Genomic DNA, 21,613 nt, shown 5'->3' with positions numbered 1-21,613 from the left:
GGATTATTCCGATATTTCTGTAGATGCAAAAAGAATTTGTTCAGTCCTTAGTGGCTGTATTCTCTGTACTTTTTATTTTGGGATGTTCGGATGCAGATCCGAAGGTCTCATTTTTGCGTCCCATCGATAACTTCGAGTTCAAACCCAGCAAAGACCATGTCACTTCCACTTTATCGTCTATCTCGCTGAATGCGGAGTGCTCGCGTTTTATAACTTCTGTAGATCTATCATTTGATGGAGGCTCCACCTGGATCTCCTCCACCACTTATGATTCAGACACTGTGATGTGTTCCACCGATGGCAAATTTCAAATTGATCTGTCCAATACGAAAGCACCGATGAACTCGATGACGATCAACAACGGTGACACTTTCACAGTGAACTTCCGTGCATGGTCCCGCGCTTCCGGCCAATACGTTGAACGCGACGCCACTGTCCGCTTTGTGCCACCGGCACAAATCAAACAAGGCGTCTTGGCGGGAGCCCAAATTCAAACGGGCTCCGGCATGGTTCTTAAAGGCCGCATCGTTTCTCATCAACAAAGAACAGCCTCCGGTGGCAGCTTCGTGATTCAGGGAAGGGTGTCTCAATGAAAACACGCTTCATGATTTCACTCTTCTTCGTATTCTTTGCCAAAGCGGCCCTGGCAGTGTCTCCGGGCTCTTTGCTGACTTATGAGGGCGTGTTGACCGACTCTGGTGGCACTCCCATCACTGCGCCGCAAACTGTGACTTTCTCGGTTCTGTACGGTTCTTGTGTTCTTTATTCTGAAACTCAAAACATCACTCCGGGTTCGGTGGGAGAATTTTCTGTCATCGTCGGCACCGGCACACGCACGGATACCACCAACAACACTGCGGATCGCATTTTTGCATCTGCGGGTTCTGTAAACTGCCAAGGTGCTTCGGCCGTGTCGATGGCGGGTTTCACCACGCGCGCCCTACGCATCAATGTTGCTGGCACAGATTTGACTCCTGATGTGACCGTCGGAAATATTCCCACGTCCATCAACTCGCAAAAACTTGCTGACAAAGGGGCTTCGGACTTCTTGCAGGTGAATGCAGCGCTGGGCACGACTCAGGCCAATCTGGAAAGTGTTTTAGCCCGCTACACGACTTTGGATTCTTTGCTTTCAGCTTATACCGGCGGAACATTGACCGCGCAAACAGCGACGAATTTCACGGGCTCCCTGGCCGGTGATGTCGGTGGCACTCAAGGCGCAACCGTGGTTAATCGTATCAAAGGTGTTAATCTTGATATGACCGGACTGGCTGCCGGAAAAATTCTTAAATACAACGGCACCGCATTCTCGGTGGCAGATGATCTTTCCGGCTCAACTCCAGGGGATTCATCTTATTCTGTGAAGGGCCTTGTCCAATTCGACACAGACCTGGCAACATCAGGGATACAAGTCACTTCCGGCGTCGCGCGAGTGAACACTGGAACCAGCGCCGGCCAAATCGTCAAACTCGATGCAACTGGCAAACTTCCAGCGGTCGATGGCTCTGCCCTGACCAACACACCAAAAGAAATTCCAACCGGAGCCACAGCGGGACAGGTCCTTTCGTACTCTGGCTCCGCCTTGCAATGGATCACTCCATCCAGCACGGATGCCACCAAACTTCCTTTGGCTGGCGGCTCGATGTCTGGTGCCATCGACATGGGTGGCAATAATCTTACCAACGTCGGCTTCGTGACGATGTCAGCGAATAAATCCCTGCATCTTTCAAACAATATAACTGACCCGTCCTTGTCCACTGCTGATAAAGGAAAAGTCTGGTTTAACTCCACGTCCAACCAAATCAAATTTTGGGATGGATCTACGACTCAAACATTGGGTGTGGCGGGTTCTGGTGTGACAAGTGTTTCGGGAACTTCTCCAATCAGTGTGACAAACGGATCCACGACACCACTGATTAGTGTATCGAGCGCCTCTTCATCCACTATGGGTGTGATGCAAGCAGGTTCCGGTCTGTCTGCAGCATCAGGTATTATCAGTGTCAGTTCCGCACCTGATTTAAGCACGATAACCGGCACCGGCCTTGTTCAAAGAACCGGCCCTGGCACCTATGCAGCCCTTGGAACACTTGCTCCACTGAATGTGACCGGCTCAAGCATCGGACTGAACATCAGTTCAGGGTTGTTTTTAAATACCGGTTCTCTGCAAGTGGATACGGGCACCACAGCGAACAAAGTAGTAGCGCTGGATTCCTCCGCCCGACTCCCTGCTGTTGATGGTTCACAACTGACGAACGTGGTTGCCGGCGGTCTTTCCGTTATCCTGCCGATCACACAAGGTGGAACTGGTGGCTCAACGAAGGCTGTCGCATTCAACAATCTTTCGCCTTTGACCACCAAAGGTGATTTGGTAGTTTCTAGCGGCACAGCCAACACTCGTTTGCCAGCGGGCACAAATGGCCAATTCTTGGTCTCTGATTCCGCGGAAGCAAACGGTTTGAAATGGGTTGTTCCCAATTTCTTTGTAAATGGCGGAAACTCCTTCGGTGCTGATGCCAATATTGGTTTAAATGATTCATATAACTTAAATATTAAAACTGCTGGCGCCACACGCATCAACATCAACCCCGCGGGCAACGTGGGTATTGGTGTAAGTAACTCGGCCTACCCTCTTTCCGTGGGTGGCACGGCAGCAACAGGCACCGCACTGAATATCACAAATTTCAATTCCAATAAGAGTTTCACATTGAATACGGGAGGCACCGGTTCGGCATACGGTTCAGGAGCTTTCGCAATCAATGATGATATCGCGGCGAAAACACGCTTCGTGATTGATGCGAGTGGTGCTGCGGCATTCGGCGGTCCCATCACGAATATTGCAGGCGCCAATGGTCCCGGTGTTCTTACCCTCAACGGTCCCGGCGCCACTACAGCTGATTCCGGCATATTGGAAATGAATAACCCTCTTGCCACAGTAAGTGCGGGAACAACTGCCGGAAAAATGAACTTCATTGCCTCCAACAACAGTGGCAACAAAACTCTGGCATCCATTCAAGCCTTTACTGACGGGTCCGGAGGAGCGGCTGGCTATGGCGGCAAAATCATGTTCATGACCAAGGCCGACAACTCTCCAACTTTAAATATCAACTTCGTCATGACAAATACAGGTAGCGTGGGTATTGGGGTCGGTTTACCTGCCTACCGCTTGGATGTGGGTGGCGACATCAACACCAGCACCAATTACCGAATTGCCGGCACAACAATTTGTACTTCGGCGGGATGTCTGTCTTCTTCAGATAGAAGACTTAAAGAAGATATCACTCCCCTGCAGAACTCATTGGATAACATCCTGAAACTCGATGGTGTGTCTTACACCTATATCGACAAAAATCGTTTCACTGAGCAAAAGCAAGTGGGCGTCATCGCTCAGGATGTTGAACAGGTCTTCCCGGAAGTTGTTTATACGGATCCAAAATCAGGTTTAAAAGCGGTTGCCTATGATCACTTGGTTGCACCGCTTATCGAAGCAGTGAAATCTCTCTATGCGAAGATCACGGCGACGGATGCGAAAGTCAGTTCTCAGGATCGCCGCTTAGCCTCTGTTGAAGATGTGCAAAGCAGCACGCAAGCAGAGCTTGAAAAACTTAAAAAAGAAAACGAAGAACTTAAAAAGAAAAATGAGAAGCTTGAAAAAGATCTCAATTTGATAAAGTCTCATCTGGGTCTATAAGATTATCGTTACAGAAATCTTTCTAAATTTCACATTGTTTGTCTCACTATAATATAGCCAATAACCAAATCTTTTGTTCCACGACATAAGTTGTTATTCTGACGTTATTCACGTAAGAGGTACGTTAAGATGAAAAAAATCGCCGTTTTGGTTGTAGCGTCTATGGCATGTTCTCCGGCTCACGCTTTCTCGCTGGGGGATTTTCTTAAATCTATCTTTAGTCCTCCCAAGCAGGAATCTCGGGCTCCAGCCAGTTCAAAGTCATCCAGTTCTTCCGCTGCAAAGACTGAAAAACAAAAGCTGGAAGAGCTTCGTAAAACTTTGGGACTGCTGAAACGAATTACTTATTCTTATCGCGGTAACAACTATGGTGTGGACCCTAATGCCGTTTTTGAATTTCCTGAAAATCCGGATCAGACTGTATGCGACCCTCTTACGGGGACGCCTTCTGAATCACGCTCAAATGGTCTTGCGGCAAAACTTATCGTTCGAAGTCCTGAGATGAGTACTGTCACTGGAGTGATGGACTACTACAACCAGGGTATTCGCCTTGAACAAGAACTCTACTTCCCATCCATCAACGTACCTACCCGTCAATTCACCAAGGGCTTTACCACTGAAAGTGGCTCCGTATTGGTTGACGGCGATGGCAATACTCTGATTGAAAACTTCGCATTGGAATACAACTCCATTTTGAAATTGTCTGACTCAGACAAGTCTGGCGAATACGAACTGGGCGTTATCTCTGATGACGGTGCTCGTATCTTCTTTAAAGAAGCGGACCAATGGAAAGAACTGATCAATAATGATGGTAATCATCCATCACGTTTCGGGTGCGCTTATAGAACCATCAATATGCAGCCTGGGACAGAAGTGCCTATCAAGGTTTTATATTACCAAGGGGCCCGCAATCACATCGCCAACGTTTTAATGTGGAAGCACCACAAAGACGTGAAAGCATATAAGAAGTCCATTCTGGACAACTGGGTTTGTGGTCAAAAAGGCAACGAACTATTCTATAGCTCCAGAACTGGCAAGCCAACTTATGTCACCAATTGGTTGACAGCATCAGGCTGGAAAACAATTGCAAATGCCAACTTCAAGATGCCTGAGAAAAAGGTTAATCCATGTAGTCAGGAGCCACTTGCAATTTCAGATTTGATTGTTCCTTACGCGACGGCTCCGAAAGCCACAATTACTTGGAAAACAAATATTCCAGCAAGCAGTCAGGTGAAAATCACCAACTTCTTCACGGGCGAGGTTATATATACCGCAGTCAGCAGCGATCTGGTAACAAACCACGTTGTTGAACTCGACGGTCTGGTAGCTGGAATCTACTATGTGATCAACGCTGTTTCTGTGGACCAAAGCGGCGCTGCAGTGACCAGCTCTCCGGACATCTTGATCACTCCGTAAAAAAATCCGGATCAGAAACAAAAAACCCAGGACAAAATCCTGGGTTTTTTATTTTTAGCTATGCCACTTTACATTAGTCCGCTCTTTAATAAACAGCGTACCGATGATGAAGGTAATGACTGCTATCGTGATCGGATACATAAGCCCCGCAAAGTGATTGCCAGTGCTGGCCACCAATGCGGTCCCGATAAATGGTACCAATCCCCCGAACACCCCGTTTCCGATATGATATGGAAGCGACATGGAGGTGTAGCGAATGTTCGTCGGGAACAATTCGACCAGGAAGGCTGCGATCGGACCGTAAACCATGGTCACGAAGATCACTTGGATCCATACCATCAAGATCAGCATATTCACATTGGGATTCAACGGCGTGGCCGTTGGATTTGCAGCATCCCATCCGGAATAAAACTCCATCGCCTTATAAATCGGAATGTACGAAACCGCTGCGATTAAACAACCGGCCATAATGATTTTTTTGCGACCGATTTTATCTGACAGTCCACCGAAGACAATGAAGAACGGTGTCCCCAGCAGCAAGGCAATCGCGATAATTTTATTGGCCATTACGAAATCGACCTTCAAAACCGTCTGCAAATAATAAAGTGCATAGAATTGTCCGGTATACCAGACAACCCCCTGCCCCATCGTGGCACCCAGCAATGACAAAATTACCAGGCGACGGTTCTCGGGATGCATAAAGCTGTCACGCAGTGGACTCTTTGATGCTTTACCTTCTGCCTTCATTTGCATAAAGACCGGCGACTCCTGCATACGCATACGAATGAAGTACGAGAAGATCACCAGCACCACAGACAGAAGAAATGGAATACGCCATCCGAAGCTTTTGAATTGATCTTCTCCCAAACCCAAACGTGTTGCCAGAATCACCCCTAACGACACAAATAGTCCCAAGGTTGCAGTCGTCTGGATAAAGCTCGTATAATATCCCCGCTTACCATCAGGACTGTGCTCTGCCACATAGGTGGCGGCTCCACCGTACTCGCCCCCTAAGGCCAAACCCTGCAACAAGCGCATCAACAAAAGCAAAATAGGCGCAAGCATTCCGACTTGATCATAGGTTGGTAATAAACCAATCAAGGTGGTTGATAAACCCATGATCAGCAAGGTCACCATAAAGGCGTATTTACGTCCTACAACGTCACCGATCCGCCCAAACACCAGGGCACCGAAAGGGCGCACAATGAAGCCCGTGGCAAATGTAGCCAGCGTACTTAGCAAAGCGACAGTTTCATTTCCGTGGGGGAAGAAGTGAGAGGAGATAATCGTGGCCAAACTTCCGAAAATATAGAAGTCGTACCATTCGATCAAAGTTCCGGCACTGGATGCACCGATGACTTTCCAAATTTTGCTTTTTTCAGACATCTGAGAATTTGTTGTCGTTGTGGCCATAGATTCTCCTTACGGCCCCAGTTTTAAGAACTATTTAAAAAGACACAAATTATATAAAAAATATTTCAGATGTTTAATGCCGACTACTCGTCATCAAAAAGACTCATTTGACCTGTATAACCTTTTAATTTTTCGCCCGCAGCGAAATCCAAATCAGAAAAATCGCGATGCTCATTTAAAAATCGGACCCACTCTTTTCCTGATTTTTTGGCTTCAAGCCACTCGTCAAAAGCATCCGCATTTAAAAACAACGGTGAACGATCGTGTCCGGCTTTTATGATTTCAGCTGTTGGCTCTGTGGTGATAATGGCAAACGAATCCACAACCTCTCCAGTCGCCGAATCCTGCCATACATCCCAAATACCCGCGGCCGTCAGTACTTCGTCATGGCCGCCCTTGATGGAAATCCAATGACCGGCAAAATCCCCGGTGTAAGCTGCCTCATAAAACTCTCGTATCGGAACGAGACAATGCCTGGATTCGAAGGGTTTCTTCCAAGAAGGCTTGTTTAAAACTTCTTCAATTCTGGCGTTATAAGTCGCGAACTTAGGTTTTTTTGTACGCGACCACTCAGGCACCAGGGAGTAGTTCATCGCATGAACTTCACGGCTTTGAGCGCCTTTTACTATGACCGGGGCTGGTGTGTGAGGGTAAATGACTTGTTTTGGAACAAACAGCACAGGAGGAAGCTCAACCCTGTAGGTCTTATGTAACAGATTAAACTCGCTCGCGGCTCCGTAGCTTGCACACATACTTGAAATTCTAGATGACTTCACCGTCTCTTATCAAGATTCCACGTGAAAACACTATCAGTATTCTAGACAATGTTTCCTTGTTCTACACCGGGAACGAATTTAGGCCCTTCCCGACTGGCCCTCACCTTGCATATAGAATCTGGTGTGGGGGAAAAGTTATGAAAAATCAGTTCTTTGGAGTCATCTCAGTTATTTCATCAGGCTTACTTCTTAGTGCTTGTGCTCCGGATGTGGAGTTCATGACGGCTCAGGATCTGTCATCCATTAGCGGTGGTGGCGGTGGCACTGTAACAGGGCCCAAATACCAGGCATTCTCCCAAAGCGTGGAAGTTAAATCCAATGCAGATATCGACATCTTATTTGTTGTCGACAACTCCGGCTCTATGGCAGAGGAGCAAAAGAACTTTTCTTCCAAGATCAATGGCTTCATGAATATTATCAAAGATGCAAACTGGCATGTCGCTTTGACAACAACAGATCCCAACGCGACGACTCCTGCTGCTGACAAAGTCAGCCGTGCTTGGAGTGACGGACAATTCCGTCCTTTCGATTCTGATTCAGGCAGTCTATTCGTATTGAAAGCGAGTCAACACTCTTTGAGTGATGCCCAGGCTAAACTTTCTGCAGCGATCAACGTGGGCCTTTTGGGTTCCGGTGACGAGCGTGCGATCAACTCATCTTACCGAGCGATTGAACGCACGGCTGACACTCCTGCAAATCAGGATTTCTTCCGTGAAAAATCCAAACTGGTTGTGATTGCGATCTCTGACGAAGACGAGTGCTCAAACGGAAAGTGTGCGAAAGCTCCAGAAAAAAGCGTTCCTGAAAACCTGGTTAAAATGATTCAAAGCCGCTTTGGCATGGACAAAGTATTCATGTTCAACTCCATCGCCAGAGCCGCTACTGATGCGAATTGCAAAACAGCTGTATTGACACCGATCTACGAGGCCATGGCCAAGCTGACTGGTGGCTTGATGGGTTCTGTTTGCGCCACTGACTACACTTCTATTTTGACTTCGATGGGTGTGAAAACTGTTGAGCTTGTTCGCTCTATCAATCTGGGCTGCATGCCAGAGGACGCTGACGGTGACGGAAATTTGGATTTCGCATTGGTCGACACCAAAGGACAAAAAGTTTCCACTGGTTACTCTATCAGCGGTACAACTGTCACTTTCGCTTCCAACTTACCCGAGGGTTCTTACACAGCAGCTTATATGTGTAAGGCCATCAATCAAAACTAAGATAACCAATGTCACAAACTAAAAAGGCCGCTCTTCAGCGGCCTTTTTTTTGTTTGAACTATTTGCAGCTCAAAGTACCTTTGGCAATTCTCACTGAAGGATCATTGCTTTCCTGTGTTACGTACGCCTGATTCATTCCAACTTGAACGATATACTTGTTACCGCCAGGGATGATCTCCACACACTCAGTCACTGGAATATCTGCAGCAAACGTTGTGCAGCTCATGTCGATGACGAATTCACGGTAGTCAAATGCCAAAGTTGCGTTACCAGTTGCTGGCAATTCAAACTCAACAAAAGTTCCGCCATTCAAAGGACCTTCGCATTTTAGAGTGTCAGCAGCGAAAGCAGAGTTAGAGATCAAAATAGCAGCGATAGCGATAAGTGATTTCATAGAGAGTCCTTTAGGTTATTGGTGTTTCAACGACAACCCTTTTAACCTAGAAGTGGGAATTCAATTGTCTGAATATTGTTAAGATTATCTGAAAGATAAAAAAAACCAGGAAAACCGATAACTAGGAAATGATCTCCAGCGTGTCATTCACGAGGATTGTTCCGTCATTTTCGGGAATCCAAAGGGTTCCAAAGTTCACCCTGTTGCTGGTATCGCGGCGATAGTTGGCCAAAGTAGCCAACGGCTCCATCCCTTGGCTGACGCCGCTTTGTTGGTCGATGGTGGTGATCTTACAGCGAGCACTCAGCTTTGGCTGGGATAAATACACGTTGCCAATCTTGATCCGCTTCCAAGTGTCCTCTTCATAGGCCTTCTGCCCATCAATAACAATATTGGGACGGAAACGGTTCATCGGCACAGGAGCTGGCATGCGCGAGTTCAGATCCTCAAGACTTTTGGTGTTCACCAACAACACCGGACGAGCATCGGCAAAACGCACTTCCGGTTTCCATTCTTTATTGGTGGATAAAACCCGGCGTTGCGAATACGGCGCATATCGCACCAAGCGAACATTCACGCCCAAATATTGTGACAATGCCTGAGAGTAAAGATCGGGTTCAAGTGCCGCGGTGAAAGAGTCGTTCCAGACCTGAACTTTCACTTCGCGACTGAACGAGGTTTTGCGTCCGATTTTAAAAAACATTTTTTCGAAAGCCAGAGTCAAAGACGTCGGATCATAAACTGCATTCACAGTCGCCAGCTTTGCCAGCGTTCGCTGTGAAACGAATTTACCCGTTTCATCCACCAACATCCATTCACGATCCCCTTCGGGACCTTCATGGGTGATATTCATCAAGGACAAAGACTGCGCCCTGCCCGACTTCAATGGATAAATGTTCAGCTCTGAAACTTTCATGTTTTTTTACTGAACAGATTTAGGGTTGGCTGGAGGTGGAACAGGTGCTCCCGTTTCCGGTTTCACCATAGGAACTTGTTCTTTGTTAACCTGAACCAGTTTCTTCTTTACGATCTGCAAAGCAACTTCGTGCGACTCACAGACTGTCTCTGCATCATCACAAACATAAAAACTGACTGTGAATGTTTTGTCTTTGGCTTTTGACGCATCAAAAACAATCAACTTTTCAGTTTTTTTAGAGGGCTCAATCGCACCCATTTCGCCATCAATGTAAAGTCCTGCCGGAGCTTCGGTATTGAAGTGAAAACCCTTATCCAAAGTAGTCATGATTTTTTTGCCGGACAATTTGTGATGGTCTTTTCCATCAGACAAACGTGCTGCAAAAGAAAGGGAAGGAATCAAAGCTGCAAGTACAAAAAGTGATGTAATAGTTCTCATGGACATATTAGACGGCGCCAAGACCACACCAGTCAACCTTGGTTCCAAATCCCTCGGACAATGTTCCGCAGCGCATCCCAAATCTAAGTGCGTTTTCCCTCTTTGAATCCATAAAAACAAATGAACAAATAACAAACCATCGGCAAAAGGAATGCGTGATGCAAATTCCAATGATCGGCGATCACACCCTGAAGCAGCGGAATGATGGCACCACCAACGATAGCCATGACTAGCAGGCTTGAAGCTTTCTCCGTCGCCGCACCCAACCCTCGGATTCCCAGACTGAAAATCGTTGGAAACATGATCGAGTTAAACAACCCCACTGAAAGCAACAGCCAAGCAGCAATGTGACCTGTGCTTAAGACCGCTGCCAACACCAAGAGCGCCGCAAAAGTTGCCGCAAATCCCAGCATTTTTGCCGGATTCCATTTTCTCATCAGCAAGGCTCCGACAAATCGTCCCAGTAAAGCTCCGCCCCAATAAATTGGAACCAGCCCGGCCGCTGCACTTTCAGAAACACCCATGACATCCGCTTGCGAAATGAAGTTGATCAAAAAACTGCCGATCGAAACTTCCGCTCCCACATACAGAAAAAGTGCAATCACGCCCAAAATCAGGTTGGAGTGCTTCAATGCCTGCGAGAAAGTGGATTCACTTTTCACATCCCCGGAGTTTTGCTCCTTCAAATTTGGAAGCTTCAGCAAGTACATGCCCACGGCCAGTAACAACAAAATTAATCCCAGCACCAGATAAGGTCCTTGAACGGCCTGTGCTTGCTCGGTTTTGTAAGCCAATCGCTCAGCCACTCCCATGTTTGCCAGTTGATCCGCAGTTAAGACTGTCGCCGACAGAATAAAAAATCCGCCAATCTTGGGAGCAACCGTGGTACCCAACGAATTCAAGGCCTGCGCCAGATTCAGACGACTGGAGGCGGTCTCCTCTGTTCCCAACAACGTCACATAGGCATTGGCAGCTACTTGCAAAACCGTGATCCCTGATGCCAGCACAAAAAGTGCTCCCAGAAACAAGGGATAAGATTCCATCTTGGCTGCCGGCAAAAAGATAAAGGCACCGACTGCGGAAACCAAAAGCCCCAAGGAGATGCTGTTTTTATAACCTAATCTTGTGACCAGGCTTCCCGCCGGCAACGACATAATGAAATAGGCACCGAAGAACGTGAATTGAATTAATGCACTCTCGGTGTAACTCAAAGAGAAAACACCCTTCAGGTGTGGAATCAGAATGTCATTAAGACAGGTTAAAAATCCCCACATAAAAAAGATGGAGGAAACAACGATCAGCGCTTTTTTTCTTTGGGCTTCATTCATTGAAATCATATCCAAAGCGTAGCAGCGCCTGTAGATGGACACAAGACCTTAGTCTTTGCGACTTCAGGTCCGTTTTTCATTCATTGGAAGCCATCAAGATGCGAATATACTAGGATGGAGCTTTAGGGAATCTGAAGGGGTCAGGAGATTTTCAGTGCGGACATTACTAGCTTTGATCTTCACAGTTCTGGCATGCACAGCAAGTGCCGCCCCCACTCACAAAGATTTGCAAGCACAGGACGCCGATTGGCTGCGCCAATACATGCTTCGCTTTGGATTTTCAAAATCCTTCACGGAAGAATCCGTGACTAACTATGAACCAAAATCCTTTGGCCGAGTGGTTTCTCTGAACCTGTTGGGTTTTCTGACTCCCTCCGGCGCTCACCTGACGGAGCTTGATCCTAAAGCCGTTCGAAAAGCCGCAAGTTTTATCAAAGAAAACAGCGAAGCATTCAAAACTGCCCAACAACAGTTTGGCGTTCCAGCTGAAGTGGTTTCCTCCCTGCTATGGATCGAAACCCGCCACGGCGAAGACACCGGTTCCTTTCACATTGTTAGCGTCTATCTGCATCTGATCCAATCCCGCAATCCTGAGAACCTGAAAATCCTGACGCAAATGGCTTTGCTTAAAAACAAGTCAGTAAAAAAATATACGCGCCCCGAATTGGTGGCCTTGATGAAAAAGCGCGTTGAAAGCAAATCAAAATGGGCGGAGGAGCAACTCATAGCTCTGGCTGAGGTTCGTAAGAAAAAGCACCTGAACCTGACGGAACTTCGCGGTTCCTATGCGGGTGCTTTTGGGCTTCCGCAATTCATCCCTTCCAGCTACCGTGACTTTTCAGCCTCGCTCAAACCTGATGCAACGCCAAATCTATCAAACCCCGCCGACGCCATCATGTCTGTGGCGAACTATCTAAAGCAAAGCGGCTGGCAGGCGAAAAATCTGGAAGCTCAAATCACGGCTCTAATGAAATATAACAACAGCCGGGACTATGCGAACGGGATCCTGAACATCTCCGACAAGGTCTCTACCAGCCAGTAGAATTATTTCACACCGCTTAACACATCCAAATTCCCCGGCCCTTCCCGCAAGCAATTAGGGCCATTCCCGATATTACAATCAACCCCATTTGCGAGGTTCTTTTCAGAGCCGCGGCAGCCGCTATTTGACCCATTGACGCCCAGTCCAATTTGGATTACAGATTTGCCACAAATAGAACGGGTGCATAGTGCCCCAAGCGGTGAAATAAAATGAATTCCGTCCACGACGTGAGCCTTCCAAAATTGATGCTGAAATCAGCCCGATTTTTACTCCTTTCATCGCTTATCGCGTTCTTTGGTGTATTCGCGAACGCGCAACCACAAGAACTCGTTCCGAACTCTCCACTGCTGACTCCTGATGTTCCAGCAAACTCTTTCGTGGCTTTGTGCTATCACGATGTGAACAACGGCTTTATCGGCAACTCCTTCAGCATTCGCACCAAAGACCTTGTCGAACAGTTCGAATATCTAAAGGCGCACTACAACGTCATCAGCCTCCAGGATGTTCGCGATTCCAACCAAGGCAAAAAGAATCTTCCACCCAAAGCGGTTCTGATCACTGTCGATGATGGCTTGAGCTCTTTCCATGACAACGTATATCCATTACTGAAAACTTATAAGTTCCCGGCGGTCTTCGCAGTCGTTGGTAAATGGACCGAAGAAGGCGCGGCCCCTGATTACGGTTTTAAGGATTCAAATCCTAAAATGAGCTCTTGGAAGCAGCTTAAGGAAATGATGAAATCCGGTTTGGTAGAGGTGGTTTCGCACTCCTACAACCTTCATCAGGGACAGATTTTCAACCCGCAGGGCAATCAGGCTGCCATGGCCAGCTACTTCAAATTCGATTTCGCCTCCAAGACCTATCAGTCCGAGGAAGAGTTTTCGAGCATCATCCTGAACGACATCCAAAAGAACAACGAGGTTCTTAAAAAGCACCTGGGCAAAGACAACACCGTCATGGTTTGGCCTTATGGCAAATACAATGAACTTTCCAGCCAGGCTGCGAAAGCCGCAGGCATCACGACTCAAATGAGTCTTCGTCCAGGCCTTAACTATGCAAGCGACATCTCCCAAATTGGCCGTGGCCTGGTACTGGCCAACATGGACATCTCGAAATTTGCGACAGCCTTGGAACACGCCTTCGTCGACAAAGCCCCGCTGCGCATGATTCGCGTTGATTTGGACAGTCTTTGGAAAAAAACCGAAGGCGAAACAGAAAAAGGCCTTGGGGATCTTCTGGAAGACACCATCGCTTTGGGACCCAACGCCGCCATGATTCAAGCAGTGTCTGATTCCGGTGAGGCTTATTTTGTAACGACTCATCTAAAAGTTCGCGGCGACTACTTAAGCCGGGCCGCTCACACCATCAAGAACCGCGCGCAGGTTCTGTACACCTATGCTCACCTGCCACGCTCATTCATCAAAGACACGGAAGCAGCCAAAGGCGCGATCCGCGATCTTGCTAAATACACGGATTTCGACGGAATCTTTTTTGAAGTGTCTGCCAAGGACGATCTGAAGACGATTCCTTTCGCCGCTTTGATTGAAGCCGCACGATCCATCCGCCCACAACTGCAATTTGGACTGATCGGTCAAAAAAACGTGGATCCGGCGATGTTTGATTTCGCATTGATCACTCCGCAACAACTTGAGAAAGACCAGTCCCTGCCTGGCAATCCGGCAAAATTGATTGTAGCTCTGCCGAAGGACTACAAGCACGACGCCTCTCACCTGATTGCTCAGGGATATTTGAATTTGTTTTTTGATGTGAACTTTAAAGGGTACACACCGGACGAGGATTTCAAGAACTTGTTCTCGGTCCTGCCAACAATTCCCCAACATCCACGCGGAGAGGCGAAATGATTTTATCATATCTGCCCGCCATTTTTAAATTCCTATTCCTGACAACCCCGTTTGTGCTGCCGTTGATTTGGATCATGGGAGCTTTGGTTTTTTACTTTAAGCGTGAACGCAAACGTCAGACTTTGACGGAGTTTTCAGAACAGCGCTACACGATTTTGATTCCTTGCTATAACGAGGAAAAAACCGCCGAGGCCACCATCCGTTCTTTGGATATTTTGCCAGTGGATCAATGCGAAATTATCGCCATCAATGATGGCAGCCGTGACAAAACCCAGGCCGTATTGGAAAAACTGGCAATCACACGTCCCAATATGCGTGTCATCAATCTGGTGCAAAACCGCGGTAAAGCGGCTGCACTGACTTTAGGCACTATGGCCAGTCGTCATGAATTCATTCTTTGTCTGGATGCCGATTCCGAACTTGAGGCGGATGCCCCAAGAATCATGATGGAGCATTTTGCAAATCCCGAAGTGGCTGGTGTTACGGGCAATCCCCGCGTTAAAAACCGCGGTACTTTAGTGGGCCGACTTCAGGTCGGGGAATTTTCAGCTTTGGTCGGCATGATCAAACGTTATCACCAATCTCTTGGCCGCTTGTTTGCGCTATCAGGTGTATTGGTGATGTTCCGCAAGTCAGCAGTTGAAAGTGTCGGCTACTGGGACACGGATACAGTGACAGAAGACGTGGGTATCAGTTGGAAGCTGCAAACCTCGGGCTGGGCTCTTAAGTATGAACCGAAAGCCAAGTGTGACGTTCTTATGCCAGACACTTTGAAAGGTCTTTGGAAGCAACGCCTGCGTTGGGCTCAAGGTGGATTCGAGGTCATGTTGAAGCACGGTCGTTCCGTTCTGAATGGTCGCGACACCGGTCTTCGTTTGATTCTGTTGGAATACGTATTCTCAGTCCTATGGGCTTTCATGTTGCCGGTGACAATTGCCTTCGCAATCTTTGGTACCAATCTTCATGAAATGAATTTGAGCTACGCCATTCTTTTGACTGGGATCATGAGCTTCACACAGTTCGTGGTCGGTATGTTCCTGCATGGTCGTTACGAGCGCGATTCAAGACTTGGTTTCGTGGCGATCTGGTATCCGTTTGCTTATTGGATGATTAATAGTTTTGTGTTATTCGTGGCAATCCCGAAAGTTCTATTTGGCCCTAAACGCCAATTTAGTTCTTGGGTGAGTCCTGACCGCGGTGGAGTTACTTATGCGAAAAATAATTGAAACAACAAGCACCCTGGCACTTTGGGTGGTTTTCATTGTCGGCAGCAGTTTGGCAATTTTTGATTTCTTCTTTAACAAAGAGGAATCTCAAAACATCATGAATCACCTGACGTTGATTTCGCTATCTCCCCTGTTTGCAGTTTGCATCTTCGTCGGCATGTTGATTGTCGTTCGTTTCTCCAACTACAAACCTGTTAAGAAAACCATTCCTTGCGAGCATGCGGTTCAGTGGTCTGATGCGGCTTTGGCATTGGCTCAATCCGGTAAAGTGGTCGATCTGCACTTCCCAGCTACAGGATTAAATTGCCACGTGGTTGCTCGTAATGAAGTGGCTACTGTGTTGCATTCAGAAAATCAGACTATGCATGTGACTGTCGCTCCTCAAAAATCAGAAGAGCCAGCGTTGGCTCTTCTTTCCCAAGGTTTCTAATTAAGTATTGGCAGCGCCACACGCTGCCATGGTTTCCAATACCTGATGCAGGCTATGGCCTTTCTTTGTCAAAGAATACTACACGTGGTGGTATCTGATCATAGACATGCCGTTTGATAATCTTGTCGTCTTCAAGTTCACGAAGTTGTAAAGTCAGTACACGAGCTGAGGGATTCCCCGCCAGTCTTTGCAATTCGTTGAAACGTTTTGTGCCAGAAAGCAGATTAAACAAAATCATCGGCTTCCACTTCCCACCGATGATTTCCATCGTCGTTAAAACCGGGCATGGATACGTTTTTCGGGACCTAAAGAACAGGAGAATTTATGATCGCAGTAACAGGAGCCACTGGACATTTGGGTAAACTGGCCATCGATGAACTATTGAACAAAGGCAATAAGGCCAATCAAATTGTAGGCATCGTCAGAAACAAAGGCAAAGCCCAGGACCTTGTCTCAAAAGGAATCGAAGTTCGCGAAGCTGATTACGGAAATACAGAACTATTGACCAAGGCTCTTCAGGGCGTTGAGAAATTGTTGTTTATTTCTGGCAGCGAAGTGGGCCAACGAGTCGCTCAGCACACGAATATTTTGAAAGCGGCCCAGTCGGCCGGAGTTAAATTTATTGCTTACACAAGCATTCTAAATGCAGACAGCAGTCACCTGCTGTTGGCGAAGGAACACCAACTTACCGAAAAGATGATCAAGGATTCCGGCATTCCTTATGCGTTCTTAAGAAATGGCTGGTACATAGAAAACTACACCGAACAGCTTGCGGGCGCATTGCAAAATGGCGCCGTTGTCGGCAGCGCAGGTGAAGGAAAATTCAACCCAGCCACCCGTTCGGACTACGCCGCAGCTGCCGCGACTGTTATTACAGACAAAGCATCCGGTAAATCAGTTTACGAACTGGGTGGTGATGTTATGACCATGCAGGAATACGCAGCGCTGGTTTCAAAAGTAAGCGGCAAAAAAATTGAATACAAAAATATGCCCGCAGGTGAATACACGAAACTGTTGATGAGTTTCGGTTTGCCAACTCAATTCGCCGAAGCATTGGCTGACTCTGATGTTGGAATCTCCAAAGGGGAACTCTTCACGAAAAGCCCTGACTTGAAGAACCTGATTGGTCGTCCATTAACAACCTTGGAATCCGCAATCAAGAAAGCACTATAGCACCTATCAAAGCCACCGCCAAACGGCGGTGGCGATATAAGAACTTACTCGTGAGTGGCCAATAGCTCCAACGCCGTTTCAAGGTCTTCGGCGAAGAATTGCTGATGGCCTTTGTTACTTTCGTAGATTAGATCTTTAAGACTTTTGCTTTCCATCTTCGAAAAACTCCCGACAAAGGCCACCTGAATTTGATAATTGACAGCCTTTTGCATCAGCTCGCCCAGAACTTTTGTTTTAAGATCAAAGAAATCAGGACCCATATTAGCTTGATGAAAAACCATCTTCTTCACGCCAGCTTCATAGGAAATGTCCATCATCGCCTGAAAGGCGTCGGCCGCAGAGCTGATGAATAAACCTTCCCCAACAACCTCTGCAATTTTCTGATTTCCTTTTTGATGCATTTGAAAGTTCATGAAGACCGTCCTGAAGATTCGATTATTTTCTCGCGCACTTGTAAAAATCATTTTAAGCTTTCAAAGGAAACTCGCAACACCAATTTAGGAGCCACCATGAAAATCAACCCGAAACTGGATTTGGTACTTGAACGCACTTTGGACATAACCCCTGAAGAATCATGGAAAGGCTGGACCACGCCAGAGTTACTCTGCAAATGGTTTTGCCCGGAACCTTGGAAAGTGACTGAGGCAGAAGTGGATCTTCGCCCGGGTGGTATTTTTAAAACCGTGATGCAGTCCCCTGAAGGAGAAAAGTTTCCGAATGCGGGTTGTTTCTTGGAAGTGATTCCAAACAAGAAACTGACTTGGACGGATTGTCTGCTGCCGGATTTCCGACCGGTAGAGAATATCGTATCAGGTGCAGATCTTCACTTCACAGCGACGATAATGATGGAAGCAGCTGGTGGCGGAAAAACCAAATACACAGCGATCGCCATGCACCGGGATGAAACCGATCGCAAAAAACACGAAGACATGGGCTTTCACCAAGGCTGGGGCATCTGCGCCGATCAATTGGAAAAGCTGATGAAAAGCCTGCGTTAGCACCGCCAATAGGCGGCCACATCCGCCGAAGCTACCCAATAAATGCGTCCTAAATTGCCAAACGCACACCCGCTACGGGTGCGGCAATGCACAAAATAAAAAACCCCAGCCTCACCAGCTGGGGTTTTAATTTCGAACCACAAAACCAAGAGCGGTCAAAATGGTTCGGATGCAAGGCGAAAGACTATAGGCCTAGTACGTAAGAGAAGATCAACGGTGCAACGATAGTTGCATCGGACTCAACGATGTACGAAGGAGTCGTTGGAGCTAGTTTACCCCAAGTGATTTTCTCGTTCGGGATCGCACCAGAGTACGAACCGTAAGAAGTAGTAGAGTCAGAAATTTGCGCGAAGTAGCTCCATAGAGGAATGTCTTCGTGACCCAAGTCTTGTTCCAACATTGGAACTACGCAAATTGGGAAGTCACCAGCGATACCACCACCGATTTGGAAGAAGCCTACTGGAGCTTTTCTTGAAGCTGACATATACCACTCAGCCCAAGTTTTCATGTATTCGATACCACCTTTAACAGTAGTCGATTTTTTGATGTCACCTTTGATGATGTGACCAGTGAAGATGTTACCCAAAGTGGAGTCTTCCCAACCTGGAACAACCATTGGAAGATTTTTTTCAGCAGCAGCCAACAACCAAGAATTTTTTGGATCGATTTGGAAGTACTGATTCAATTTCCCGGAAAGAAGGATTTTGTACATGAATTCGTGTGGGAAGTAAGACTCACCTTTTTGGTCAGCATCTTGCCAGTATTCAAGAACTACGTTTTCGATACGACGGATTGCTTCCTCTTCAGGGATGCAAGTGTCAGTTACGCGGTTCAAATGTTTTTCCAAAAGTTTTTGTTCATCAGCCGGAGTCAAATCACGGTAGTTCGGGATGCGCACGTAGTGATCGTGAGCAACCAAGTTGAACACGTCTTCTTCAAGGTTCGCACCTGTGCAAGAGATCGCATGAACTTTACCTTGGCGGATCATTTCAGCCAAAGAAAGACCCAATTCAGCCGTGGACATTGCACCTGCAAGTGTCACAAGCATTTGGCCTTTGTTATCGATGTGTTTTTTATAACCAACAGCTGCGTCTTTAAGTGCAGCGGCGTTGAAATGACGATAGTGATGCTCGATAAATTTGGAAATCGGTCCCATTACATGCTCCTGTTAATGCGAAGAGGCGCAAAAGTAGCATGTTTAGGGCAAAACTCAAGCAGAGAATGGCTTTTGTGCAAGAACAGCCTTACTGAAAAATCCCGTGTCTTTTCGTAGGTCTGAAAAGCCCACGGCTTTTAACAAATCCTCAACGGGGTTTTGGCTGTAGTTCTTATAGAACGGCTCGTGAAAGTCCCGGGGAAACTGCTCCAGGGCCCAATCCAACCCCTCTGTCTCCCCCTTTTGCACAGAGTCGACCAGGCCATAAAATCCACCCGTTTTCAGGACGCGCAAGCCCTCCAGAACCGCCGCTTCCCTGACTTCCTGCGGAAGTTCGTGAAATAAGAAGCAAGAATAGACGAAGTCAAAATGTGCATCTTTAAAAGGCAGTTCTTCCGCTGCGCCTTGAACAAAATCCATTCCGCGAAAATTGATTAAGTTTTTGCGGGCTTGCTTCAAATAGGGCTCGCTTAAATCCAAAACCGTAATGTGGGCTTTTGGAAAGGCGAGCTTCATAAACCGCGTCAAGCGCCCCGTTCCCGCGCCCACTTCTAAAAATCTAAGTCCTTCGCCTTCGTTTAGAAAAACATCTTTGGCCAAAGGAATGATCAGCCGTCTCATGGCATCAGCAGCACCAGCAAATAAGATTTCAACTTGATGTTCGTAAAGTTCCGCGGATTTTTCAGTTAAGTAACCGCCACTTTGATAGTGAAAATTGCGCTGATAGTATTCGGGCAAGTCCGCCAGGTATTCGCGGGCTTCTTGATTGAATTCTTTGGCGTCGTGTTCGTGCCGGCGGCGGGAAATATGCAGTCCATCGACTAAGATCTTTGGATAACGAAGCGCGTGCTTTGCAAAGTTTTCGGGATAAAGGACCTCGATTGGGTACAGTCCCTTATCGATATTGTCGGTGTCTTTTTTAAGCAGATTATAAAGTTCTTTATAGGACTTTTTGATGTTCTTAAGCTCTAGCGACGGGCGATCTTTCATGGATCTGGTCACAAGAGCTTCAAGCAAAGGCAAAGTGAACTGTTGCGCGGTGAAGTGCGCGGAGCGGGCTAAGGAATAGCCCAGCTTGAGCTTATTTTTGAGATGCTTCCGTTGCATTGGTCACCTTCTTTTGTTGTGCCCAATTTCTAAATGTTAAACCCAGCAGCACCAAGCCCGCAACGATCACAAGTCCTACCATGGTAAACCACATTGCTACGATCATTACTGAACTCCTTTAGTTGCTTCAGCTTCCGCGCCGACCGGCGCCACAGCACTGCTCACTGCCGTGCGTACTTCATTCACGATGTGTGATGCCATCACCAGACCAAAAGCCCCTGTGATGTAACTTGCAGACCCGTAAATCATATTGCGGTTATCGCAACCATGGAAATCATTGGTCTTAGGGCACACACATTTAAAGCCCATGCCTTTATCGTAAGTCAGCTCCTCGGGCATCATCACGGGTTCATCAGAGAACACGCAAGGAATACCGAATTCTTTTTCCGGGAAGTCATATTTTTGACGAAGAATTTTACGCAGCTGATGCGCCAATGGACACGTATGCGTAACACCCAGATCTTTTTTCTGAATGCGTAGTGGATCCATTTTTGCCGCTGACCCCGCTGACGTGATCACTTTGATATTTTCTTTTACGCAAGTCGCAAGCAAGTGCGCTTTCGCTGTCAGATTATCGATAGCATCGATCAAGAAATCAGGTTTATCCGCCAACATGCGATCTGAATTATCAGCGTTGTAAAATTCAGGAATCACGGTGACTTTCATCTGCGGATTGATTTTGCGCAGGCGCTCGCCCATGACTTCGGCTTTTTTCTTGCCGACCATGCCTTGTACCGCGTGCAACTGACGATTGGTGTTGGTGATACAAACTTCGTCGAAATCAACAACCGTGATGTGACCCACACCTGAACGTGCCAGGGACTCTGCCGCCCAAGATCCAACGCCACCAATGCCCACCACCATCACGTGGGTGTTCATCAGTTTTTTCATCGTCGCATCGCCCACCAAACGGCCCATGCGATCAAAACGACGGTGCAGAACGTATTCCGTTTCCGGCGGTTGTTGCGGGTTTTGGTTCAGTGTTGGTGCTGTCGGTGTTTGTGATTCAGTAGTATCCATTTATCCTGCC

General features: G+C 47.2%; 22 protein-coding genes. 10 read left to right on the top strand and 12 right to left on the bottom strand.

From position 1 onward, the window contains the following. Positions 1 to 23 precede the first annotated feature (23 nt). From AAAA73_RS04635 to AAAA73_RS04625, 3 genes are all read left to right on the top strand, one after another. Entirely contained in the window at positions 24 to 593 is a 570-nt protein-coding gene (locus AAAA73_RS04635; RefSeq protein WP_340597009.1) for a hypothetical protein, read from the top strand. Next, complete coding sequence (locus AAAA73_RS04630; protein WP_340597008.1) at positions 590 to 3,688, top strand: tail fiber domain-containing protein; 3,099 nt, start codon at positions 590 to 592, stop codon at positions 3,686 to 3,688. The genes AAAA73_RS04635 and AAAA73_RS04630 overlap by 4 nt, the downstream gene beginning before the upstream one ends. Positions 3,689 to 3,817: 129 nt before the next feature. Then, positions 3,818 to 5,104 (top strand): PA14 domain-containing protein, encoded by a 1,287-nt coding sequence (locus tag AAAA73_RS04625; RefSeq protein WP_340597007.1) that lies wholly within the window; start codon positions 3,818 to 3,820, stop codon positions 5,102 to 5,104. A 54-nt stretch (positions 5,105 to 5,158) separates the two neighbouring features. Here AAAA73_RS04625 and AAAA73_RS04620 read toward each other — a convergent pair whose 3' ends face one another. Continuing rightward, complete coding sequence (locus AAAA73_RS04620; RefSeq protein WP_340597006.1) at positions 5,159 to 6,517, bottom strand: MFS transporter; 1,359 nt, start codon at positions 6,515 to 6,517, stop codon at positions 5,159 to 5,161. Between the two features lie 83 nt (positions 6,518 to 6,600). Then, positions 6,601 to 7,293, bottom strand: a complete 693-nt coding sequence (locus tag AAAA73_RS04615) for an SOS response-associated peptidase (protein WP_340597005.1) — start codon at positions 7,291 to 7,293, stop codon at positions 6,601 to 6,603. 137 nt (positions 7,294 to 7,430) lie between these two features. On the opposite strand from AAAA73_RS04615, the gene AAAA73_RS04610 reads away from it, so the two are divergent. After that, positions 7,431 to 8,513 (top strand): hypothetical protein, encoded by a 1,083-nt coding sequence (locus AAAA73_RS04610; protein WP_340597004.1) that lies wholly within the window; start codon positions 7,431 to 7,433, stop codon positions 8,511 to 8,513. A 58-nt stretch (positions 8,514 to 8,571) separates the two neighbouring features. Here the strand turns inward: AAAA73_RS04610 and AAAA73_RS04605 are convergent, their stop codons facing one another. From AAAA73_RS04605 to fucP, 4 genes are all read right to left on the bottom strand, one after another. Then, complete coding sequence (locus AAAA73_RS04605; RefSeq protein ID WP_340597003.1) at positions 8,572 to 8,907, bottom strand: hypothetical protein; 336 nt, start codon at positions 8,905 to 8,907, stop codon at positions 8,572 to 8,574. Between the two features lie 121 nt (positions 8,908 to 9,028). Next, complete coding sequence (locus AAAA73_RS04600; RefSeq protein WP_340597002.1) at positions 9,029 to 9,823, bottom strand: MOSC domain-containing protein; 795 nt, start codon at positions 9,821 to 9,823, stop codon at positions 9,029 to 9,031. Between the two features lie 6 nt (positions 9,824 to 9,829). Continuing rightward, positions 9,830 to 10,261, bottom strand: a complete 432-nt coding sequence (locus tag AAAA73_RS04595) for a hypothetical protein (protein ID WP_340597001.1) — start codon at positions 10,259 to 10,261, stop codon at positions 9,830 to 9,832. A gap of 83 nt (positions 10,262 to 10,344) precedes the next feature. Then, a complete protein-coding gene (fucP, locus tag AAAA73_RS04590) occupies positions 10,345 to 11,598 on the bottom strand; it encodes an L-fucose:H+ symporter permease (RefSeq protein WP_340597000.1) in 1,254 nt (417 codons plus the stop codon). 145 nt (positions 11,599 to 11,743) lie between these two features. Here fucP and AAAA73_RS04585 point away from each other — a divergent pair, with 145 nt between their 5' ends. The 4 genes from AAAA73_RS04585 to AAAA73_RS04570 all read left to right on the top strand — a co-directional run bounded on the left by AAAA73_RS04585 (position 11,744) and on the right by AAAA73_RS04570 (position 16,149). Then, complete coding sequence (locus tag AAAA73_RS04585; RefSeq protein ID WP_340596999.1) at positions 11,744 to 12,631, top strand: lytic murein transglycosylase; 888 nt, start codon at positions 11,744 to 11,746, stop codon at positions 12,629 to 12,631. A gap of 209 nt (positions 12,632 to 12,840) precedes the next feature. Further along, on the top strand, positions 12,841 to 14,493 hold the full coding sequence (pgaB, locus tag AAAA73_RS04580; protein WP_340596998.1) for a poly-beta-1,6-N-acetyl-D-glucosamine N-deacetylase PgaB: 1,653 nt from the start codon (positions 12,841 to 12,843) through the stop codon (positions 14,491 to 14,493). Beyond that, positions 14,490 to 15,719, top strand: a complete 1,230-nt coding sequence (gene pgaC / locus AAAA73_RS04575; protein ID WP_340596997.1) for a poly-beta-1,6-N-acetyl-D-glucosamine synthase — start codon at positions 14,490 to 14,492, stop codon at positions 15,717 to 15,719. The genes pgaB and pgaC overlap by 4 nt, the downstream gene beginning before the upstream one ends. Continuing rightward, entirely contained in the window at positions 15,703 to 16,149 is a 447-nt protein-coding gene (locus AAAA73_RS04570) for a hypothetical protein (protein WP_340596996.1), read from the top strand. The genes pgaC and AAAA73_RS04570 overlap by 17 nt, the downstream gene beginning before the upstream one ends. A 52-nt stretch (positions 16,150 to 16,201) precedes the next feature. On the opposite strand, the gene AAAA73_RS04565 is transcribed toward AAAA73_RS04570, so the two are convergent. Continuing rightward, on the bottom strand, positions 16,202 to 16,387 hold the full coding sequence (locus AAAA73_RS04565) for a winged helix-turn-helix transcriptional regulator (protein WP_340596995.1): 186 nt from the start codon (positions 16,385 to 16,387) through the stop codon (positions 16,202 to 16,204). Between the two features lie 86 nt (positions 16,388 to 16,473). On the opposite strand from AAAA73_RS04565, the gene AAAA73_RS04560 reads away from it, so the two are divergent. Continuing rightward, positions 16,474 to 17,322: an SDR family oxidoreductase gene (locus AAAA73_RS04560; RefSeq protein ID WP_340596994.1), complete on the top strand. Its 849-nt coding sequence runs from the start codon at positions 16,474 to 16,476 to the stop codon at positions 17,320 to 17,322. Between the two features lie 44 nt (positions 17,323 to 17,366). Here the strand turns inward: AAAA73_RS04560 and AAAA73_RS04555 are convergent, their stop codons facing one another. Continuing rightward, positions 17,367 to 17,735 carry a DUF4180 domain-containing protein gene (locus AAAA73_RS04555; protein ID WP_340596993.1) on the bottom strand — a complete coding sequence of 123 codons (369 nt, stop codon included), beginning with the start codon at positions 17,733 to 17,735 and terminating at the stop codon, positions 17,367 to 17,369. A 96-nt stretch (positions 17,736 to 17,831) separates the two neighbouring features. Between AAAA73_RS04555 and AAAA73_RS04550 the strand changes: the two genes are divergently transcribed. Further along, positions 17,832 to 18,320, top strand: coding sequence for an SRPBCC family protein (locus tag AAAA73_RS04550; RefSeq protein WP_340596992.1), 489 nt, complete (start codon positions 17,832 to 17,834; stop codon positions 18,318 to 18,320). A 184-nt stretch (positions 18,321 to 18,504) separates the two neighbouring features. Here AAAA73_RS04550 and AAAA73_RS04545 read toward each other — a convergent pair whose 3' ends face one another. The 4 genes from AAAA73_RS04545 to AAAA73_RS04530 are packed head-to-tail and all read right to left on the bottom strand — an operon-like array spanning position 18,505 to position 21,603. Beyond that, a complete protein-coding gene (locus tag AAAA73_RS04545; RefSeq protein WP_340596991.1) occupies positions 18,505 to 19,476 on the bottom strand; it encodes a deoxyhypusine synthase family protein in 972 nt (323 codons plus the stop codon). Between the two features lie 54 nt (positions 19,477 to 19,530). Continuing rightward, positions 19,531 to 20,583, bottom strand: coding sequence for a class I SAM-dependent methyltransferase (locus AAAA73_RS04540; protein ID WP_340596990.1), 1,053 nt, complete (start codon positions 20,581 to 20,583; stop codon positions 19,531 to 19,533). After that, entirely contained in the window at positions 20,558 to 20,689 is a 132-nt protein-coding gene (locus tag AAAA73_RS04535; protein WP_340596989.1) for a hypothetical protein, read from the bottom strand. Before AAAA73_RS04535 ends, AAAA73_RS04540 begins: the two co-directional genes overlap by 26 nt. Next, complete coding sequence (locus AAAA73_RS04530) at positions 20,689 to 21,603, bottom strand: tRNA threonylcarbamoyladenosine dehydratase (RefSeq protein ID WP_340596988.1); 915 nt, start codon at positions 21,601 to 21,603, stop codon at positions 20,689 to 20,691. The genes AAAA73_RS04535 and AAAA73_RS04530 overlap by 1 nt, the downstream gene beginning before the upstream one ends. Positions 21,604 to 21,613 lie beyond the last annotated feature (10 nt).

Source organism: Bdellovibrio sp. GT3 (genome assembly GCF_037996765.1).
Classification (GTDB): Bacteria; Bdellovibrionota; Bdellovibrionia; order Bdellovibrionales; family Bdellovibrionaceae; genus Bdellovibrio.
This window is presented reverse-complemented; position numbering and strand designations above follow the sequence as displayed.

Coding starts and splice junctions, on each gene's coding strand:
- AAAA73_RS04635 (WP_340597009.1), top strand. CDS start 24: ATGCAAAAAGAATTTGTTCAGTCCTTAGTGGCTGTATTCTCTGTACTT.
- AAAA73_RS04545 (WP_340596991.1), bottom strand. CDS start 19,476: ATGGGACCGATTTCCAAATTTATCGAGCATCACTATCGTCATTTCAAC.
- AAAA73_RS04550 (WP_340596992.1), top strand. CDS start 17,832: ATGAAAATCAACCCGAAACTGGATTTGGTACTTGAACGCACTTTGGAC.
- pgaC (WP_340596997.1), top strand. CDS start 14,490: ATGATTTTATCATATCTGCCCGCCATTTTTAAATTCCTATTCCTGACA.
- AAAA73_RS04630 (WP_340597008.1), top strand. CDS start 590: ATGAAAACACGCTTCATGATTTCACTCTTCTTCGTATTCTTTGCCAAA.
- pgaB (WP_340596998.1), top strand. CDS start 12,841: ATGAATTCCGTCCACGACGTGAGCCTTCCAAAATTGATGCTGAAATCA.
- AAAA73_RS04600 (WP_340597002.1), bottom strand. CDS start 9,823: ATGAAAGTTTCAGAGCTGAACATTTATCCATTGAAGTCGGGCAGGGCG.
- fucP (WP_340597000.1), bottom strand. CDS start 11,598: ATGATTTCAATGAATGAAGCCCAAAGAAAAAAAGCGCTGATCGTTGTT.
- AAAA73_RS04530 (WP_340596988.1), bottom strand. CDS start 21,603: ATGGATACTACTGAATCACAAACACCGACAGCACCAACACTGAACCAA.
- AAAA73_RS04620 (WP_340597006.1), bottom strand. CDS start 6,517: ATGGCCACAACGACAACAAATTCTCAGATGTCTGAAAAAAGCAAAATT.
- AAAA73_RS04570 (WP_340596996.1), top strand. CDS start 15,703: ATGCGAAAAATAATTGAAACAACAAGCACCCTGGCACTTTGGGTGGTT.
- AAAA73_RS04555 (WP_340596993.1), bottom strand. CDS start 17,735: ATGAACTTTCAAATGCATCAAAAAGGAAATCAGAAAATTGCAGAGGTT.
- AAAA73_RS04535 (WP_340596989.1), bottom strand. CDS start 20,689: ATGATCGTAGCAATGTGGTTTACCATGGTAGGACTTGTGATCGTTGCG.
- AAAA73_RS04625 (WP_340597007.1), top strand. CDS start 3,818: ATGAAAAAAATCGCCGTTTTGGTTGTAGCGTCTATGGCATGTTCTCCG.
- AAAA73_RS04565 (WP_340596995.1), bottom strand. CDS start 16,387: ATGATTTTGTTTAATCTGCTTTCTGGCACAAAACGTTTCAACGAATTG.
- AAAA73_RS04540 (WP_340596990.1), bottom strand. CDS start 20,583: ATGCAACGGAAGCATCTCAAAAATAAGCTCAAGCTGGGCTATTCCTTA.
- AAAA73_RS04605 (WP_340597003.1), bottom strand. CDS start 8,907: ATGAAATCACTTATCGCTATCGCTGCTATTTTGATCTCTAACTCTGCT.
- AAAA73_RS04560 (WP_340596994.1), top strand. CDS start 16,474: ATGATCGCAGTAACAGGAGCCACTGGACATTTGGGTAAACTGGCCATC.
- AAAA73_RS04595 (WP_340597001.1), bottom strand. CDS start 10,261: ATGAGAACTATTACATCACTTTTTGTACTTGCAGCTTTGATTCCTTCC.
- AAAA73_RS04610 (WP_340597004.1), top strand. CDS start 7,431: ATGAAAAATCAGTTCTTTGGAGTCATCTCAGTTATTTCATCAGGCTTA.